18 protein-coding genes and 1 pseudogene are annotated in these 16,804 nt (G+C 72.4%); 11 read left to right on the top strand and 8 right to left on the bottom strand.

The genetic code is table 11. The annotated features are described in order from the left end of the window. The first annotated feature begins 26 nt into the window (after nt 1-26). Complete coding sequence (locus tag ACSNOA_RS07015) at nt 27-1,760, top strand: DUF6194 family protein (protein WP_436657112.1); 1,734 nt, start codon at nt 27-29, stop codon at nt 1,758-1,760. A 144-nt stretch (nt 1,761-1,904) separates the two neighbouring features. Continuing rightward, a complete protein-coding gene (locus ACSNOA_RS07010) occupies nt 1,905-3,152 on the top strand; it encodes a phosphodiester glycosidase family protein (protein ID WP_436657111.1) in 1,248 nt (415 codons plus the stop codon). 37 nt (nt 3,153-3,189) lie between these two features. Here the strand turns inward: ACSNOA_RS07010 and ACSNOA_RS07005 are convergent, their stop codons facing one another. Then, nucleotides 3,190-4,515, bottom strand: a complete 1,326-nt coding sequence (locus ACSNOA_RS07005; protein ID WP_436658335.1) for an AAA domain-containing protein — start codon at nt 4,513-4,515, stop codon at nt 3,190-3,192. Between the two features lie 116 nt (nt 4,516-4,631). On the opposite strand from ACSNOA_RS07005, the gene ACSNOA_RS07000 reads away from it, so the two are divergent. Together ACSNOA_RS07000 and ACSNOA_RS06995 are read left to right on the top strand one after the other, a co-directional pair. After that, nucleotides 4,632-4,850, top strand: a complete 219-nt coding sequence (locus tag ACSNOA_RS07000) for a hypothetical protein (protein WP_436657110.1) — start codon at nt 4,632-4,634, stop codon at nt 4,848-4,850. A gap of 78 nt (nt 4,851-4,928) precedes the next feature. Further along, on the top strand, nt 4,929-5,249 hold the full coding sequence (locus tag ACSNOA_RS06995) for a GYD domain-containing protein (RefSeq protein ID WP_436657109.1): 321 nt from the start codon (nt 4,929-4,931) through the stop codon (nt 5,247-5,249). A gap of 150 nt (nt 5,250-5,399) precedes the next feature. Here ACSNOA_RS06995 and ACSNOA_RS06990 read toward each other — a convergent pair whose 3' ends face one another. The 3 genes from ACSNOA_RS06990 to ACSNOA_RS06980 form a co-directional block, all read right to left on the bottom strand. After that, complete coding sequence (locus ACSNOA_RS06990) at nt 5,400-6,161, bottom strand: hypothetical protein (RefSeq protein ID WP_436657108.1); 762 nt, start codon at nt 6,159-6,161, stop codon at nt 5,400-5,402. 161 nt (nt 6,162-6,322) lie between these two features. Next, entirely contained in the window at nt 6,323-7,642 is a 1,320-nt protein-coding gene (locus ACSNOA_RS06985) for a phosphodiester glycosidase family protein (protein WP_436657107.1), read from the bottom strand. Between the two features lie 306 nt (nt 7,643-7,948). Continuing rightward, nucleotides 7,949-8,845 (bottom strand): LysR family transcriptional regulator, encoded by an 897-nt coding sequence (locus ACSNOA_RS06980; protein WP_436657106.1) that lies wholly within the window; start codon nt 8,843-8,845, stop codon nt 7,949-7,951. Between the two features lie 177 nt (nt 8,846-9,022). Here ACSNOA_RS06980 and ACSNOA_RS06975 point away from each other — a divergent pair, with 177 nt between their 5' ends. The 3 genes from ACSNOA_RS06975 to ACSNOA_RS06965 all read left to right on the top strand — a co-directional run bounded on the left by ACSNOA_RS06975 (nt 9,023) and on the right by ACSNOA_RS06965 (nt 11,720). Further along, nucleotides 9,023-9,742: an SDR family oxidoreductase gene (locus ACSNOA_RS06975; protein ID WP_436657105.1), complete on the top strand. Its 720-nt coding sequence runs from the start codon at nt 9,023-9,025 to the stop codon at nt 9,740-9,742. A gap of 243 nt (nt 9,743-9,985) precedes the next feature. After that, entirely contained in the window at nt 9,986-10,525 is a 540-nt protein-coding gene (locus ACSNOA_RS06970) for a SigE family RNA polymerase sigma factor (RefSeq protein ID WP_436657104.1), read from the top strand. Continuing rightward, nucleotides 10,512-11,720, top strand: coding sequence for a hypothetical protein (locus ACSNOA_RS06965; protein ID WP_436657103.1), 1,209 nt, complete (start codon nt 10,512-10,514; stop codon nt 11,718-11,720). The genes ACSNOA_RS06970 and ACSNOA_RS06965 overlap by 14 nt, the downstream gene beginning before the upstream one ends. Before the next feature lie 122 nt (nt 11,721-11,842). On the opposite strand, the gene ACSNOA_RS06960 is transcribed toward ACSNOA_RS06965, so the two are convergent. From ACSNOA_RS06960 to ACSNOA_RS06950, 3 genes are read right to left on the bottom strand one after another with little or no spacing between them, the layout of a single operon-like run. Next, a complete protein-coding gene (locus ACSNOA_RS06960) occupies nt 11,843-12,232 on the bottom strand; it encodes a GIY-YIG nuclease family protein (protein WP_436657102.1) in 390 nt (129 codons plus the stop codon). A gap of 9 nt (nt 12,233-12,241) precedes the next feature. Further along, a complete protein-coding gene (locus tag ACSNOA_RS06955; protein WP_436657101.1) occupies nt 12,242-12,505 on the bottom strand; it encodes a hypothetical protein in 264 nt (87 codons plus the stop codon). Further along, nucleotides 12,502-12,765: a DivIVA domain-containing protein gene (locus ACSNOA_RS06950; protein ID WP_436657100.1), complete on the bottom strand. Its 264-nt coding sequence runs from the start codon at nt 12,763-12,765 to the stop codon at nt 12,502-12,504. The genes ACSNOA_RS06955 and ACSNOA_RS06950 overlap by 4 nt, the downstream gene beginning before the upstream one ends. A gap of 290 nt (nt 12,766-13,055) precedes the next feature. Here ACSNOA_RS06950 and ACSNOA_RS06945 point away from each other — a divergent pair, with 290 nt between their 5' ends. The 4 genes and pseudogenes from ACSNOA_RS06945 (at nt 13,056) to ACSNOA_RS06930 (ending at nt 15,971) form a co-directional block, all read left to right on the top strand. Next, a complete protein-coding gene (locus ACSNOA_RS06945; RefSeq protein ID WP_436657099.1) occupies nt 13,056-14,303 on the top strand; it encodes a helix-turn-helix transcriptional regulator in 1,248 nt (415 codons plus the stop codon). After that, the gene (locus ACSNOA_RS06940) at nt 14,300-14,794 is read left to right on the top strand and encodes a flavoprotein (protein WP_436657098.1); all 495 of its coding nucleotides are present in this window, start codon (nt 14,300-14,302) and stop codon (nt 14,792-14,794) included. The genes ACSNOA_RS06945 and ACSNOA_RS06940 overlap by 4 nt, the downstream gene beginning before the upstream one ends. Before the next feature lie 377 nt (nt 14,795-15,171). Then, nucleotides 15,172-15,459, top strand: a pseudogene (locus ACSNOA_RS06935) (DUF3427 domain-containing protein); the annotation flags it as partial. A 74-nt stretch (nt 15,460-15,533) separates the two neighbouring features. Next, nucleotides 15,534-15,971, top strand: a complete 438-nt coding sequence (locus tag ACSNOA_RS06930; protein WP_436657097.1) for a hypothetical protein — start codon at nt 15,534-15,536, stop codon at nt 15,969-15,971. Nucleotides 15,972-15,980: 9 nt separating this feature from the next. Here ACSNOA_RS06930 and ACSNOA_RS06925 read toward each other — a convergent pair whose 3' ends face one another. Next, a complete protein-coding gene (locus ACSNOA_RS06925) occupies nt 15,981-16,790 on the bottom strand; it encodes an SAM-dependent methyltransferase (protein ID WP_436657096.1) in 810 nt (269 codons plus the stop codon). Nucleotides 16,791-16,804: the final 14 nt, after the last annotated feature.

The following is a 16,804-nucleotide window of genomic DNA, read 5'->3' as shown; positions in this document are numbered from 1 at the left end:
GCTGGTTCAACGATACGGTGAAGGTCATGGCTGCTGGACCCGTACCCCCCGCCGGCTGGTCGTACGACCTCGGCGACCCACACCTCGACGGCGCCGCCGCCGCGCTGCTGGCGGCGCTGCCCTCTGCCGCGGAGATCCTGGCCGTCGGCGAGCCCACCCACGGCGAGCCGGCGTTCCCCCGGCTGCGCAACCGCCTCCTGGAGTCGCTCGTGGCGCACGGCTTCCGGTCGGTCGCCGTCGAGTCCGACCGCGTGGCCGGTCTCGACGTCGACGCGTACGTCCAGGGCGGCGACGCCTCCCCCGACGCGGTCCTCGACGCCGGTTTCAGCCACGGCATGGGCCGGCTCGACGCGAACCGCGAGCTGGTGACCTGGCTACGTGCGTACAACGAGCGGCGGCCACCGGACGAGCGGGTCACCTTCCACGGCTTCGACGCGCCGTTGGAGATGACGAGCGCGCCCAGCCCCCGCCGCCACCTCCACCACGTGCACGCCTACCTGTCCCGGCACCTGGGCCCGGACACGTTCCGGCACGGCCGGGCCGACCTGGACGCGCTGCTCGGCGACGACGAGCGGTGGAGCGACGCCGCCGCCATCTTCGACCCGCACCGGTCGGTGGGAGCTTCGCCCGAGGCCGGCGCCCTGCGGCTGATCGCCGACGATCTGTCGACCATCCTGTACGCCGAGGCCCCCGCCCTGGTGGCCGCGTCCTCCGCCGACGAGTGGCACCGGGCCCGGGTGCACGCGAGCGCGGCGGCCGGCCTGCTCCGCTACCACGCCCAGGCCGCCGAGCCGGCCCCACCGGCCGTACGCACGTCGCGGATGCTCGCCGTCCGGGACGCCTGGATGGCGCAGAACCTGCTGGACATCCGCTCCCGGGAACGGCACCGCGGGCCCACGCTGGTGTTCGCCCACAACCGTCACCTCCAGCGGCACCGCAGCACCTGGCGACTGGCCGACATGGACCTGGGCTGGTCGAGTGCGGGCGCCATCGTGTCGACCCTGCTGGGCCCGCGGTACGCGGTCGTCGTGGGCAGCCTCGGCGCGAGCGACGCGGTGGGGCTGGCGGAGCCGCCCGCCGGCACGTTCGAGGCGGCGCTGGGCGGGCGGACCGCGCTGGTCTCCCCGGCGGCCGTGCCCAATGCGGACGGGCTGCGGTCGCGGAGCGACGTCACGCCCGAGCAGGGGTACTTCCCGCTGGACACGGAGACGCTCGCGCACTGCGACGCCGTCCTGCACGTCGGCGTCGCCGGGCCGGCTTCCCCGTCGACGACCAGGGCGCCCGGGGTGAGGCTCGACCTCGACGAGGTCGCCGCGCGGATCCTCGCCCTTCCCGAGGTCGACATGGTCGTGGCGACCGAGGAGTCGGGCGCCCCGGCGGTCGCGTGGGGCTGGCGGTTCTTCTACGTCGGCCCGGACCGCCGCCGGCCGTTCGCCACCCTCGGCGACAGCGACATGGCCGGCTTCGACGAGGAGTCCCGGCTCGACCGGCCCGGCGTCTTCCGGCTCAACCTCGACCTCGGCCAGCGCGAGTTCACACGCCTCTTCGGCTACCCACCCGCCGAGTTCGCGGACCACCGCGCGACCATCGACTTCAGCGTCCTCGACGAGGTGCTGCCCAACCCGCTGTACGGCGCGGCCGCGTGGGCGTCCGTGCTCAACCCGGGCCCGCGCAGCCTCGCCGAGGTCGAGCGACTGATCGCGTACGCGCACACCCGCGCGCGGGAGCGTCACCGCCGGACGTCCGACCGCTCGTCCTGACGGCACCCACGGTTCAGCTCGGTCATCTCACCCGTTCACCCCCGCGTGATCGGCTCATCGGGACTTTCCGCTGGTCCGGCCGTTCGCCGGGCCGGCCCGAACCTCCCGGGCACCGGCCCGGAACCCGAGAAGAGAGGAGCGGCGATGAGGTCATCGACCCTCGTACGCCCCGGTCTGGCGCTGCTGCTCGCCGCAGGGCTGAGCACGCTCGTGGCGCCCGGCGCCGCCCAGGCGGAGACCGCGCCCACGGCGGTCGCCCCGGTCACCGTCACCTCGACCGAGCAGCTCGCGCCCGGCGTGACCTACGGCTCCTTCCAGGTGGACACACCCCGCGGCGTCACCGTCGGCTACCTGCTCACCGCCGACCTGAGCAAGAACAAGGTCTCCCTGGACCTGCTGCACCCCGACGCCGTCGCGCAGCGTCAGGTCGTCTCGGCCATGGCGAACGCCCAGGGTGCCGTGGCCGGCGTGAACGGGGACTTCTTCAACATCAGCGAGACCCACGCCGGGGTCGCGGCGACCGGCTCGGCGTCCGGCCCGGAGATCGCCGACGGCGAGGCGCTGAAGTTCGCCGTGCCGAACGCCCAGCGCTTCGGCCCGGGGCTCGCCCCCGGCACCTCCACCCGGGACGTGTTCGGCGTGGGCGTGAACGGCAAGGCGCGCGTCGACACCCTGAGCCTGGCCGGCGAGGTGCGCAGCGCCAAGGGCACGATCACGCTCGAGGGCCTCAACCAGTACGCCCTCCCGGTGGGCGGCGTCGGCGTGTTCACGTCCGCCTGGGGCGCCGCGAACCGGGTGCGGTCGACCTGCGGCAGCGACACGAGCCGCCTCGACCCGTGCAGCACCCACACGTACGAGGTGGTCGTCCGCGACGGCGTCGTGACCTCGGTGAGCACGACGCCGGGCACGGGCCCGATCCCCGCCGGGACGGAGGTGCTGGTCGGCCGCGAGGGCGGCGCCGACGAACTCGACGACCTCGTGGTCGGCGACCGGGTGACGGTGGACGAGAAGCTCGTCTCCGCCGGCGAGCCGAAGCTGACGTTCGCGGTCGGCGGCGCCCCCATCCTGCGGGACGGCCAGCCGCTGGCCGGCCTGGACACCAAGACGGCCGCCGTACGCAGCGCGGCCGGCGTGAGCGCCGACGGAAAGACCGTGTACCTCGTGGCGCTGGCCGGGCGCGCCCCCGCCAGCGCGGGCTTCACGATCGCCGAACTGGCCGATCTCATGCGCTCGTTCGGGGCGGACGCCGCCGTGAACCTCGACGGCGGCGGCTCGACCACGATCGCCGTGCGGGAGCCCGGCCAGGCGGCGGCCACCGCCCGCAACAACCCCTCCGACGGTACGGAGCGCGCGGTCGCCAACGGCGTCGGCGTCTTCGTGGGTCACCGCTGACGGGGCTGGCTCTTGGAGCAGCGCCCCGCCCGGGGAGTCACCTCCGGGCGGGGCGCTGCCCCTTCAGGTAGCTGATCATCGTGTGGTTGGCCGCCCAGCCGTCCGGGAACCGCACCGGCACGTCGAGGTGCACCGGCTCGGTCGACGGGTGGGCGTCGAGCAGCTCGGCGATGCCGTCCCGCGCCACCACGACGCACGCGTGCCGGTGGCGGGACGCCAGCACGCACAGCCGCCCGGATTCCAGGTGGAACGCCGTGGCGTCCCGCCTTCCGGACAGCGGGTGCAGCACGATCGTCACGTCGTACTCCCGCCCCTGCAGCCGGTTGGCCGTGTCGACGGTGACGCCCGCGCCGGCGGCGCCGAGCCGGGTGCGGATCGCCGCGGCTTGGTCGCGGTGGGCTGCGCCGATCGCGATCCGGTCGGCGGTCACCGGCGCCCCCGCCGGGTGCTGCTCGGAGACGGCGACCGCGCCGCGCTCCAGCAGCCGCACCGCGAGCGCCGCGCACGCCGACGCCGCCTCCACGTCGGTGCGCAGCGTGTGCCGCTCCGGCAGCTCGTACAGCCCCCAGCCGGTCGTGGCGGCCAACTCGATCGCGGCGTCGACCGCGTCACCCGGCCCCGGGCCGGTCAGCGACAACGCCCGGTCGCCCGGACCGGTGCCGGCGCGGAACCCGGTGAACGGGTAGAACGCCTCGGCGACCACCGGCGCGGCCGAGGCCGGCAGCCGCCAGGAGACCGGCAGCCGGTGCACGGGCAGTTCCGGGTTGTGCCGCAGCAGCACCGCCACGGCCGACTGCATCGGGTCCCAGGTGAGGCCCGTCCACCGCGCGGTGTCCACAGTGGAGAACGGGTCGAGCTGGCCGGGATCGCCCACGAACAGGGCCCGCTCGAACCGGCCGGCCACGCGCAGCAGGGCGTCCGACCGCATCTGGTACGCCTCGTCGACGATCGCCCACGGCCAGCAGCCCTCGGCGACCGTGGCCCACTTGGCGGCCGTACCGACGACGACGGCCGGACCGCCGAGGTCGGCGACCTTCGCGGCGACCCGAACCGTCCCGTGCGCCCGCACCCGCTCGGACGGCTGATAGTCGGCGGCGGAGAGCCGGCCGATCCGCAGCTCGGGCGCCTTGCGGGCCAACCGGTCGACGAGGTCGTCGACCTGCTCGTTGGTCTGCGCCACGATGATCAGCGGCTCGCCCGTCCCGGCCAGCTCGACAGCGGCGCGGACCACGAGGGTCGACTTGCCGGCCCCCGGCGGCGAGTCGACGACCACGCCGCGGTGGTCGCCGGAGCGCAGGTCGGCCAGCACGGCCGCGACCACTCGTTCCGCCTCGACGGCGGGCGGCACCTCCAGCCCAGCCAGCACCGGCCCTCACCCCTCACTCACGCTGCCGGAACCCTACGGCACCGTTGTGGTCGGGTCCCTGCCCGCCGGGCGGGTGGAGGACTAGCCGCGCGGGGACCGGGTACGCGCCGGCCATGGGTAGCCAGAAGCCGAACAAGCATGATCCGGGCGGCGAGTCGGCGCGCGGGCGGCAGCATCCGGGCAGCGGCGCCCGGGGGCGCCAGGGCTCGGGCATGGAGCGCTCGCCGGACCGCCGGCACCTGCGCTCCGCGACCGGCACGTCCGGCTCGGAGCGGGACCAGGGCCGGGCGAAGGTCGAGGGCGGCGAACGGGTTCAACGCCAGGGGACCTGACCACGGCCGTGGTACGTCGGAAAGCGGAGCCGTGCCGGCGCCCCTGTGGTGTCGGCGTGCCTGAGAGGTGACGTCGAGGTGGCGAAGTTCCTGCTCAAGTCGACCTTCACCCCGGAGGGGGTCAAGGGCCTGGTCAAGGACGGCGGCAGCAAGCGTGCCGAGGTCGCCACCCGGGCCATCGAGGCTGCCGGTGGGCGGGTGGAGTCGCTGTGCTTCGGCCTCGGTGAGTACGACACGTACGTGGTGTGCGACCTGCCGGACCACAAGACTGCCGCCGCGCTGGCCATCGCCATCCGGGCGGCCGGCGGCGTCGACACCCGGGTCGTCCCGCTGCTGACGCCGCAGGAGGTCGACGAGGCGGTGCGGAAGCAGATGTCCTACCAGCCGCCCGGCGCCTGAGCGCGACCAGGCTCGGGGCTCGGGGCTCCTGGCCCGGGGCCGGGGCTCGGCGAGCGGCTCGGGCTTGATCGACTCCGTTTCGCCGATGTGGCGGTGTCCCGACGTGCCGGATGCCGCCACATCGGCGATCTGGTGTTGATCTAGGCCGGGTCAGCGGGTGTCGGCGACGACGCGGGCGGGGGCGTCCCCCGCGGGCTGCTGCCCCTGGGCCACCGCCATCTCCACCTCGTCCGGCTCGACGCCCCGGCGGTGGGCCTGGTCGGCGGCCCAGCGCAGGTAGGCGAGCCACTCCTCGGACACCCAGCCGGACTCCCGCCGGACACCGGCCTCGGCGGGCAGGCGGCGCGCCACCACGCTGTCGAGGATCAGCGGTTGCAGGTGGCCCGCCACCGCGGCGCCGGGCGCCACCGCGGCCGCCGCCGCCACCGTCCCCGCCGCCACCGCGCCCGCCGCCGACCCGGGGGCACCGCCCCGGCGGTAGCCCGCGAAGTAGAGCAGCTTGGTGACCATCGCCGGCCCGAGCCGGGGCAGCCGCGACTCCTTCGGGTCACGCAACCGCCGGTAGGCGGTCCGCAGCACATCCTCGTCCAGCTCGGGTACGCGCAGATCCGCCAGCGCGTACGCCACCCGCTTGCCCTCGGGATCGGCCTCCAGCGAGCGGGCGGCGCGCCAAGGCCCGTAGCCGATGGGACCGTATCCCCACATCAGCACCGCGCTCAGCAGTTGGCGCGGGCTGGCCTCCCCGGCGCGCCACGCGTCGGCGACCGCGAACACGTCCCGCCGCCACACCGCGCCCGTCTTCGGAAACCCGACCGGCCAGGCGTCGGGCGGCAGCACCGTGAGCCACCGGTCGATCCGGACCGTCACCGGCGCTGGCTCTCTCGGCAACGCGGGGTTCGTCGACTGGGTCATGGCGCCTCCCTCGCCCGGGCGGCCACCGCCGGCCGCCACTGCCAGGAAGCCTTCCGCGCGCCCGGCCGTCGCGCGGACCCGGAACGCCATATCGCGGTATCGACGCGCGTGGGATGCGGCCGGCACCCGAAGCCGGCCGCACCCCACGCAGGGTGTGTGGCTCAGTTGCCGCTGCGGTACGGGCCGTCCACGTAGACGAGCGCGTCGCCGACGGCCCGCTCCGAGCCGCTCGGATGGCTGACCAGCGCGCCGTCGACGGCCATCGCGGTGGAGCCGCCGCCGTCGAGGTTGATGGCGTCGGTCATGCCGAGGGCCTGCGCCACGGCGGCCGTCTCGTCCATCGTGGTGCCGACGCTCGTGGTCTGGCGGCCGTCGATGGTGGCGAGCACGATCTTCCCGTCGCGCGTGGTGCCGGCGATCGTGCGGGGGTTGCGGGCGAAGAAGCTGTCACCGGGGGCGCCGTCGGGCACGACGACCTGGCCGTCCCTCGTGAGCTGGTACCGCCCGGTGACCCCGAACAGCCCGCGCCGCAGGGGCAGCTTCTCGCCGTCCTGGTCGGTCAGGGTCGACGTCTGCTCGACGCAGCCCCGGCCGGCCACAGCCAGCAGCGCCACTGTGTCCTGGCCGGTGGCCTGGAGCGACGTCTGGTCCGCGGCGAGCGCGGTGCCACGCGTGGTCGCGGTGCGCACCACGCAGCCGCGCCGGTCGAGCACGATCTCGACGCCGGCGCCCGCCGGGGTGGCCGCCGCGAACTCGGGGGTGAACCGCACGACGTCGCCGGGCACGGTGCACTGCGTCTGGTCGGCGAGCGCCTCGCAGCCCGCGGGGACGACCGGCGGGTGGTTGATGAACTCCAGCGGCAGGGTCGCCCGGGTCTGCCGGTTCCGCACGCTGCCCGACCAGCTCAGCTTCCCGGTGAGGGCGCGGTTGCTGTTGGCGTCGACCACGAAGTTGGCCTCGGCCGGGTCGGTGACGGGCTCGCTGAGCAGCTTCCCGCCGAACAGCCCCAGGCCCACCGGGTCACCCGGGTAGAGCTGGCTCGCCGTGAAGGTGAAGAACGAGGCGTTCACGCCGGCCAGGGCGCCGGAGAGGCGTACGAGGTCGGTGGTCTTCTCGACCTTGGCGAGGTCCGGGCCGTACGTCGCCTTCAGGTGCCCCCGCGCCGTGCGCGGGTCGATGGTGAGCACGTTGACCACCCACGGGCCGCGGGTCGTGGTGTTGATCTGGTCGGCCGGCGCCGGCTCGGTGCCCCGCACGATGCGGGTCAGGGTGACACCCTTGGCGAGGGTACGGCTGGTGGTGACCTCGGTGAGGTCCGCGTCGCCGAGCGGCAGGGCGCCCGTGGCGGCCTCGGCGGGTGCGCCGGCGGCGGCCTCGGCGCGGGCGCCCGGCGCGACACCGAGGCTGATCGCGGCCAGGGCGGCCGCCGCGACCGCGCCGGCGCGGCGCAGGCCGGACAGGCCGGAAGTGGAAGCAGTCATGCCTGCCACCCTCGCGAAGCCACGGAACCAGCACCTGACGTCGAGCCGAACTGTGGCGAAACGGCGCGACAGGTCACGAGAAGTGCGTCTTCGGTCGAGGGAGCCGCTCGCCGTTCGCCTCGGCCGGCTGACGCGCTCGCCCCACGACATGGCCGTCACTTGGGAGTACTGGGAGAACCTCCCCGCGTCGGTGCGCGCACCTGCCGTGCCCGGTGATGAAGACGCTGACGCCGATCCGCCAGAAGCACACCATCGAGGGCCTGGTGATGGGTGCCGAGTGATCCGAGGCTTCCCCGCCGCGTCGGGCTAGCCGTCGGTCGGCGGGGGTGGGGCCTCCGCCGACCGGGCCTGCCGCTCGGCCAGGTCGACGAACTCGCGCACCAGCGGTGACCGGTTGTTCTCGACCCAGGCCAGACAGACCTGATTGGGCCGGAGGCCGTCGACGAGCACGTGGACGACGTCGGGCCGGGTGTAAAACATCGCGGTCGACAGGGGCAGGATCACCACCCCGCCGTACGCGGCGACGTGCTCCAGCTTCTCCTCGACCGAGGTGAGCACGGGACGAGGGCGGAAGTCGGAATCGGCCGGCCGGTACGGCAGGTCGCGCCACTCCGGCACCGCCTGCGGGTCCTGGAGCAGACGCTCCTCCCCCAGCTCGGCGAGGTCGACCGACGCCTTGCCGGCCAGGCGGTGGTCACCCGGCAGGACCACGACGCGCGGTTCGCTGAACAGTGGGAGCAGGCGCAGGCCCCGCTGGTCGACGGGCAGCCGTACATAGCTGACGTCGGCGCGCCCGTCGCGTACCACCTCGACCTGATCGTTCCAGGAGGTGCGGATGACGCCGACGGACAGGTCCGGGTGGCGCTCGGCGAGAGCGCGAGCCTCGGCGGTGACGATGATGCCGGGCATGAAGGCGATGGTGAACGTCGCCCTGCCGTGCGCGGCCCGCCGGACCCGCCGACGCAGCGCCTCGGCCGAGTCGAGCAGCGGGTGGGCGTCGGCCAGCAGTTGGCGGCCGGCGTCGGTCAGGACGGTGGAGCGGCGGTCCCGGACGAAGAGTTCGGCCTGGAGTTCGTGCTCCAGGGCCCGGATCTGGCGGGACAGGACCGGCTGGGCGATGTGCAGGCGCGCGGCGGCCCGGCCGAAGTGCAGCTCCTCGGCGACCGCCACGAAGTAGCGGAGCTTGCGCAGATCGACGTCCATCCGGCCCCTCGTTCCGGCGTACGGCGCCCCTCTCGGTATCCGCGGCGGCGCCTGCATGGAACGATACCCGGCGGGCATCACAGGAGGTGGAAGAGGTCTTGGACGCCGCCTCCCCGACCGGCGCAGGGTGGAACCGTCACTACGACACCTTCCCATCGCACCCCGAAGGACAAGATCATGGCCCTCACCGACCAACGCGTCGTGGTACTTGGCGGAACCTCCGGGATCGGTCTCGCCACCGCCACCCTGGCCGCCCGCGAGCGTGCCCAGGTCGTGGTCGCCTCCAGCAACCGGCGCAGCGTGGATCGCGCCCTGTCGACCCTGCCGCCAGGCGTCACCGGGCACGTCGCCAACCTCACCGACACCGGGGACGTGTCCCGGCTGTTTGAGGACCTTGGCCCGTTCGACCATCTGATCTACACGGCCGGTGAGCCGCTGGCGCTGATGTCCGTCGACGCCCTCGACCTCGCCACCGCCCGCGCCGCGTTCGAACTGCGCTACTTCGGCTCTCTGTCGGCCGTCAACGCGGCCGTGCCGTACCTGCGCCCGGGAGGGTCGATCACCCTCACCACCGGCACCGCCAACCACCGCCCGAGCGCGGGCTGGTCGGTGGCGGCCAGCATCACCGGCGCGATCGACGCGCTGGTCCGCGCGCTCGCCGTCGAGCTGGCCCCGCTCCGCGTCAATGCCGTGTCCGCCGGCGTCATCCGTTCGCCCCTGTGGGATTCGTTGCCCGAGGAGACCCGCGAGCAGATGTACGCCCAGCTCAGCGCATCGCTGCCGCTCGGCCGGGTGGGCGAGCCGGAGGAGGTCGCCGAGGCGTTCGTCTACCTACTGCGCTCGACGTACGCCACCGGCACGGTGGTGACCGTCGACGGCGGCACGCTGATCGCCTGAGCACCGGCGGTGGACCGACCGGTCCCGGGGGTCCACGCGGGCCGGGCCGCGGGTGAGGTCAGACCACCCGGCTACGGCCCAGGGCCTCGGCGGTCCCCCACCGGCCCGGAAGGTCGAAAATCTCGATGCGACCCAGCCCCGGGGGGCACCTCGGGGTGCGTCCACGGGAGGCGGTCCCGCCGAGGTCGAAGAAATCTCCGGGTACGCGGCAACATTCGCCCGGGCCGCCGCCGTCCTAACCGCGTGAGAGCCGAGGACGAGGAAGCCTTCCGGGAGTTCGTGGCCGTCCAGCTGCCGGTGCTCCGGAAACTGGCGTACGTGACCTGCGGTGACTGGCACACCGCGGAGGACGCGGTGGCGAACGCCCTGGCCAAGCTGTACCCGCGGTGGCCGCGCCTGGATCGCCCCGACCTGTACGCGAAGACGATGGTGGTCCGCGCCGCCATCGACGAGAAGCGCCGGCCCTGGCGACGGGAACGCGCAGCCGGCGACGCACTGCCCGAGGTGACGCAGCGCGACCCGGCGACGGTGGTCGACGAGCAGTTGCGGGTCCGTGCCGCCCTGCGGGCGATCCCGCCCCGGCAGCGCGCGGCCGTGGTCTGCCGGCACTACCTCGGCATGACCCTCGAGGAGACGGCCGGCGTGCTCGGCTGGCACATCGGCACCGCGAAGAGCCAGACCTCGCGGGGCCTGGCCCGGCTGCGTGAGGTGCTGAGCGCCGACCGGAGAGACCGTGACGAAAAAACCGAACCAGAACGGGAGAGAGCCAGTGCACGTGCATGACCTGGTGGAGACGGCGACGTCGGACGCGCCGTCGCCGCGGTACACCGTCGACGACATCGTGGCCGCCGGCCGGCGGGTGCAGCGGCGCCGCCGGACGGGGTGGAGCGTGGCCTCCGCCGCGGTCGCCGTCACCGGCGTGGTCGCGGCGATCAGCGTCGGCCTGCCCACGGCCGCGGAACGCCCGACCGTCGAGGAGCAGGCCGCCGCCATGACGTCCGCCGTGCCGGTCGCGTCGCCGTCGCGCCTGGCCGCCGGCTGGGAGTTCCCGGACGACCCGTTCACCTACGTCTTCGAGGGCTTCGACGCTGGCAGGCTCCACGTGGGAAACCCGATCGTCGTGTCCCGCGCGTACCAGATCGCTCCGCTGCGGATCGACGGCCTGGTCACCAACGACCGCGCCGTCGACCCCGCGGCGATTGCCGCGAAGAAGGGCGGCTCCGCGAAGAAGACGGAGTCCCGCGGCGACGACCCGGGGCAGCTCTACGCCTACCTGACCGTGTACCGCCCTGGCGCCTTCGCCGCGGCGAAGTTCACCGGAACCCGGGTCACGGTCGCCGGGCACCAGGCCATCGAACAGGAAGGACCCCGCTACGGCGCGAACCTGCGCCGGGCGTTCGCCTGGGAGTACGCCCCCGGCGCCTGGGCCGTCGCGGAGACCTTCGCGGAGCCGACCGACGTCAGCGCGGCCGACCTCCACGGCCTGGTGGACGGGTTGCGACCCAGCGTGCCACTGCCCGCGCGGGTGCCGTTCACCGTCGGGTACCTGCCCGCCGGCTACCACGCCGCCGAACTCGGCCAGCACACCTTCTCCGGTCTGAACGGCATCGCCAGCGCCGGCGACGGCAACTACGGCGGCGCCATCTTCGCCTCCCCGGCCCTGCCCAGCACCGGGCTGGTCGAGCCCTACGGCGGCGCGGAAGGCGCGGACCCGGCCGGCAGCTTCACCATCTTCGTCCTGCCCAACGACAAGTCGAACCAGGCGCTGAAGGACGGCGCGAAGCCGCCGGCCGAGCCCCGGTGCGGCAACGGCTTCTGCAACGCCTGGACCGCCGACGGCAAGACCACCATCCAGGTGGCCAGCGGGGGCCGGCTCTCCGAGGCGGAGATGACCCGGATCCTGAAGGGCATCACGCTCGCCGACGTCACCGACGACAGCACCTGGCCGAAGGCCGCCACCGCCCTCCGGGCCGGCTGACCGCTCTTCCGCAGGCCGTTCCCGCCCTCCCCGGCACCCCTCGGCCGGGACGGCCGTCCGCCCCGGCCCTCGACAGCGACACGCTCGCCGTCGAGGGTCGGGGCGTTTGGTTGCTGTCATTCTCAGGGGCGTTGCTTGGGCACCTGCCGGTTGAAGCGGGGCTTCAGGGCCAGGACCAAGGCTTCCTTCGTACCCTCCGGGTTGTCGGTCTCCTGCCAGCGGACGTCGCACCGGCCCAACCAGCCGGCGATGTCCTCGCGTGTCGCCGCTTGACCCGGTGTGTCGAGGAGCTGGCCGACCTGATCGTGCAGCACGGACGAGTCCCGGTTGCCGGTCAGGTGCTGGCGGAGCCGGTTGCGCAGGTTACCGGTCCGGCCGACGTAGACGACGGTGTCACGGTCGACGACCACGTGCACGCCGGGCGCGGGTGGCGCCTCCTCGGCGGCCTCCCGCGTGTACAGGCGAGGAGGTGTGAATCCGGCCAGCAGGTTGTCGATCATGGGGTCGGGCATTGCCGGAGGTTACCCGGGTGAGTCCTCGTCCGTGGCCCCACACGGGCCGTCGTGGTCGTCGCGGCGTCGGCAGCGGCCGGCGCCGTCGAGCCGAGCATCACACCAGACTCGGGTACGCAGGAACTGCTGGTCCTCCTCGCTGAGCGTGGTCTCACCGAAGTCGATGGCGGTCACGTGACTGAGAGAGTCGCGGAGCGCCACGGCCAGGATGCGAGCGCCGTCGGGGCTGGTCAGCGCGGTCGGCAGGTGGATGATCCAGCGGGGTGCGGTCATCGCGGCCACCGACTGTTGGGAGAGCCTGCATCGCCGTGACGGCAGGTGGCGTGGCGGGACTGCCACTGACGCAGGGCCTGGCGGATGCGTTCGGCTTCGGTATTCGCGGTAATCAGCTCGCGGTGCAAGCGGTCGAGCTCGTCGGCGAGCTGGTGGAGATAGGCGTGGACCTGCTCGGCGTCGAGGCCCCGCCACCGGGTGTCGAAGGTGGCGACCCGCACCTGGTATGCCTGGAGACGCCTGCCGGTCAGGTAGATCATGCTCGCTCACTTCCTGTCGCGCGCGACTCCGATCTCGCGCGACGCGCCTCCGTTATCGCAATGGGCGACGTGGCACCGGGACGGGCGGGGACGACGGATCCGCGGTCGGGGGAACACGGATTTGCCGGAGCCCGGCACCCGCCCCGGGCCATGGATTTCAGCTTCGACGAGGCGTTGACCAGGAACCACAGCGTCCAAGTCGCTCGTGTGACGCAGAAATGAGGCATCTGCGTACGCGCCTGGTCGACGGGCTGTTACTAGGGTGGCAGCGGAACGGATGGAGGTCAGGCGTGGCGTTGAAGCGACACCGGCTCTGCCAGCGACGTAAAGCCCTCGGGCACAGCCAGGAGCGTCTGGCCGACATCCTCGGCGTAGAGCGGTCGACGGTGGTGCGCTGGGAGAACGCCGAGACCGACCCTCAGCCATGGCACCGATCCCGAATCGCCTCCGCGTTGGGGGTTACCCTCGAACAGCTCGACGAGATGCTTGTGGACGTATCGGTGGCAGCGCATCGAGGGCAGATCATGGGAGACGAAACTCGCAGTCCCGCTTCCTGCGCCGCCCGGTCGGACCTCCTGAGCGACCTGCGGGCGTTCCTAACAAGCTATCTGACGCCTACCGGTCGTCCGGCCCGGTCGCTCGTCGAGGTGCGGCGCTCGGTGGGTCGGGTGCACAGCCACTACCAGCGCGCGAGCTACACGTCGGCCGCTCGGCTGCTGCCGGACGTCCTCAGCCAGTCGACAGAGCTAGCCAGTCGGGCCGTCGGAACGCCTCGCCGTGGCGCCTTCCGGCTACTCGCCGCCGCGTACGTCGCGGCCGCGAAACTTGCCGCGAAGGTCGGTGACGGCGAAAGTGCCCTACTGGCGGCAGACCGGGCTTCCACCGCCGCTAGGCTCGCGGACGACCAGGCGTTGACGGCGGTGGCGGCGTACCAGGCGGCCTGCGGCCTCATGCGGCTTCCGGGGAGAACGGCCGACGCCGAGCAGATTATTCGGACCAGCATTGATCGTCTGGCCCTCACCGGACGAAACGCCAATCCGGATCTGCTCTCCGCTCGGGGAGCGCTGCTGCTCCTGGCTGCCCTGATGACTGCTGCGCGCGGCAACCAGAAGGAGGCGGCGCACCTGCTGACACAGGCGGAAGGGCTCGCAACCGCTTTGGGCGCCGACCGTAACCGACTCTGGACCGGCTTCGGTCCGACAAACGTCATGATCCATGCGGTTTCGGCTGCCGTTCAGGCTGGGAACGCGAACCAAGCCCTGGAACTGGGTGCGCGGCTCGACACCTCGCGGCTGCCTCCGGTGCTGATTGGCCGACGGGCACAGGTGCATGTCGACCTGGCTGCTGCCGCTTTGATGTCGTCCGGTGACAGAAGTTTCTCGGTGTTACACCTGTTAGAAGCCGAGCGGATAGCCGCCGAGACGGTCTACGCCAACCTCCAGGCGCGCGCTCTACTGCTCGATCTGTTGGCGAAGGAGCGCCGAGTAGCGACGCCGGGCCTGCGGCCGTTGGCCGGACGAGCCGGGTTGCTCGCGTGACCGGACGAGGCGTCATCGCTCTGGTCGTCTGCGCCGCGCCCCCGGTGCTGCGGATCGGCGAGTTGGTCGAGCTCCTACAGGACGCCGGTTGGACGGTGTGCCTCACCGCTACACCAATCGCGGCGACATGGATCGACCGTCCCGCACTAGAACGGCAGACCGGCTATCCGGTGCGGGTGGAGTGGCGGATGCCGGGTGATCCCGAACCGCATCCCCCGGCGGCGGCCATTGCCGTGGTGCCGGCCACCTTCAACGTCATCAACAAGTGGGCACAGGGGATCAACGACACGCCCGCGCTCGGCCTTCTGAACGAGGCGCTCGGCGCTGAAATCCCGGTCTACGCGTTCCCGAACGTCAAGGCACAACTTGCCGCTCACCCAAGTTACGGCCGACACGTGGCTCTACTACGGGACGCTGGCGTGGTCGTAACGCCGTTACCTGTCGAGCTCACATGGCAGTTCGTGGCGGATGGACTTCGGACGCACGGATAGCAGCGTTAACAAGTGTCGAGCACCCGACAGGAGGTCTTCCCGTGCGGAGAAGGAGGCAAAAATTCGGCTAGTTTGCTCTACGTGACGGATCTTGAGCGGGGCATCTACGAGCACCTGATCACCCATCAGCTCGCCACAGATCTCCATCGCCTCGACCCATCTCTCTTGCAGCACGGCAAGCTCGACCCAGCCGACGCGCCCGACGTTCTGGCCCGTCATATCGCGAAGCTGGCGCGTCGGGCGCTGCTCTCCGTCCCCGCTGGCGACGACAGGACGGTCCGCCAAGTCGCGCTAGCCAACCGGATCGCCGATGCCATCGCCGAGGCAGAGCCTCGCGCCGTCGGGACGGACGACCAGGTCGTCGACGGCCGAAACCTCGGGCCATCACTGACCGCCTCTTCCAGTGGGAGTCGCAGAGCTTCATCTCGTCAGTCACACCGACCGGCCAGCGGTACATCAACCATGAGAAGTTGGGCACGACGGTTCACCTGTTCCTGCGGGAGACCAAGGCCGCCGACCGCGATCTCGGCGCGCCCGCCTACCTGTACGCCGGACCGATGACGTACGAGTCGCACACCGGCGACCGGCCGATGCGCGTCGTTTGGCGTTTGGCGCATCCGCTACCCGCCGACGTCTACGGCGCCGCCCGTGCCATAGCAGCGTGAGATCGGCGTAGCTCGGCCACCATCCGTTCGGGAAGAATGGGTTCATGCCAAGACGCGTACGGTGGCTCCTTCTCGTGCTGGGCGTCGCCCTAACGGGATACGGGTTCATCGACGGCGCGACAGCGGGCAGCGACTACGAGGTGCACTTCGCCGACGCCGGGGACAAGTGTTACGGCACCGAGGTCTTCATAGACGCGGACACCGGTGAACGTCTGACCTGCTTTGGCGCGACGGACGAGCGGAATTCCTCTCCGTTCACCCGTTCCGAGCGGGACCATGTGTTCGCGGTGGCCGAGAGGCTGGGCGCCGACGGTGACGGCCTCTCCGACGCTGACCGCCAGCAGGTCGAGGAACTGGTCGACTCCATCGGCGCGGCGAACGGTGACCCCGACGAGGCGGCTGACCGGACCTGGTGGTCGCCCGGGAGCCTCGCGTATCTGCTCGGTCTGCCGATGATGCTGATCGGCGGGATGGCCGTCCTCGTCGCCTGGTCGGATCGGCCACCCCGCTAGTGAGCAACGTCAGGGCTTGCGGCCCACCGCGCAGTACCCGTCCACCCGGGCAGGCGTGCCGTCGCCCTCCGGCCGCCACTGCGTGAACGGCACGAGACCGGGCTCGACCAGCTCCAACCCCTCGAAGAACCGCGCGATCCGCTCCGGGCTGCGCAGGTGGTACGGCATGGCGCCGCTCTCGTTGTACTGCCGGTGCGACTCGACGACACCCTCGCTGGTGTCGGTGCCGTCGGACATGGCGAGGTAGCTGCCGGACGGGACCGCGGCGAGCAGCGTACGGATGATGGCGACCACCTGGTCGTCGTCGGCGACGTGGCCCATCACGCCGAACAGCAGCACCGCGACGGGCTGGGCGAAGTCGAGGTGCTCGGCGGCCTGGCGCAGGACCGCGTCGGGGTCGCGCAGGTCGGCGTGCAGGTATTGGGTCATACCCTCGGGCGTGCTCACGAGCAGCGCACGGGCGTGCGCGAGCACCATGGGGTCGTTGTCGACGTACACGATCCGGCTCTCCGGGCGGACCCGCTGCGCGACCTCGTGGGTGTTGTCGGCGGTGGGCAGGCCCGTGCCGAGGTCGAGGAACTGCCGGATGCCGGCCTCCCCGGCGAGGTAGCGCACGGCGCGGGACAGGAAGGCACGCGACTCGCGGGCGGTCTCGACCATCGCGGGGAAGATGGCACGTACCTGGTCGCCCGCCATCCGGTCGACCTCGAAGTTGTCCTTGCCACCCAGCCAGTAGTTCCAGATGCGGGCGGAGTGCGGCACGCTGGTGTCGATCTTCGAGAGCTGCTCGGTCACGGAGTGCGAGGCGCTGTCTGCCACGAGGCCACCTTCCG

The sequence above is a fragment of the Micromonospora sp. URMC 103 genome, from assembly GCF_051386435.1.
GTDB lineage: Bacteria > Actinomycetota > Actinomycetes > Mycobacteriales > Micromonosporaceae > Micromonospora.
The sequence above is the reverse complement of the archived record's forward strand: the minus strand, read 5'-3'. Positions and strand labels throughout refer to the sequence as shown.

What these genes read in the sequence shown, in the direction of transcription:
- ACSNOA_RS06980 (WP_436657106.1), bottom strand. Translation starts at nt 8,845, where the DNA reads ATGGACGTCGATCTGCGCAAGCTCCGCTACTTCGTGGCGGTCGCCGAG.
- ACSNOA_RS07015 (WP_436657112.1), top strand. Translation starts at nt 27, where the DNA reads ATGGCTGCTGGACCCGTACCCCCCGCCGGCTGGTCGTACGACCTCGGC.
- ACSNOA_RS07000 (WP_436657110.1), top strand. Translation starts at nt 4,632, where the DNA reads ATGGGTAGCCAGAAGCCGAACAAGCATGATCCGGGCGGCGAGTCGGCG.
- ACSNOA_RS06990 (WP_436657108.1), bottom strand. Translation starts at nt 6,161, where the DNA reads ATGACCCAGTCGACGAACCCCGCGTTGCCGAGAGAGCCAGCGCCGGTG.
- ACSNOA_RS06975 (WP_436657105.1), top strand. Translation starts at nt 9,023, where the DNA reads ATGGCCCTCACCGACCAACGCGTCGTGGTACTTGGCGGAACCTCCGGG.
- ACSNOA_RS07010 (WP_436657111.1), top strand. Translation starts at nt 1,905, where the DNA reads ATGAGGTCATCGACCCTCGTACGCCCCGGTCTGGCGCTGCTGCTCGCC.
- ACSNOA_RS06985 (WP_436657107.1), bottom strand. Translation starts at nt 7,642, where the DNA reads ATGACTGCTTCCACTTCCGGCCTGTCCGGCCTGCGCCGCGCCGGCGCG.
- ACSNOA_RS06950 (WP_436657100.1), bottom strand. Translation starts at nt 12,765, where the DNA reads ATGATCTACCTGACCGGCAGGCGTCTCCAGGCATACCAGGTGCGGGTC.
- ACSNOA_RS06960 (WP_436657102.1), bottom strand. Translation starts at nt 12,232, where the DNA reads ATGCCCGACCCCATGATCGACAACCTGCTGGCCGGATTCACACCTCCT.
- ACSNOA_RS06955 (WP_436657101.1), bottom strand. Translation starts at nt 12,505, where the DNA reads ATGACCGCACCCCGCTGGATCATCCACCTGCCGACCGCGCTGACCAGC.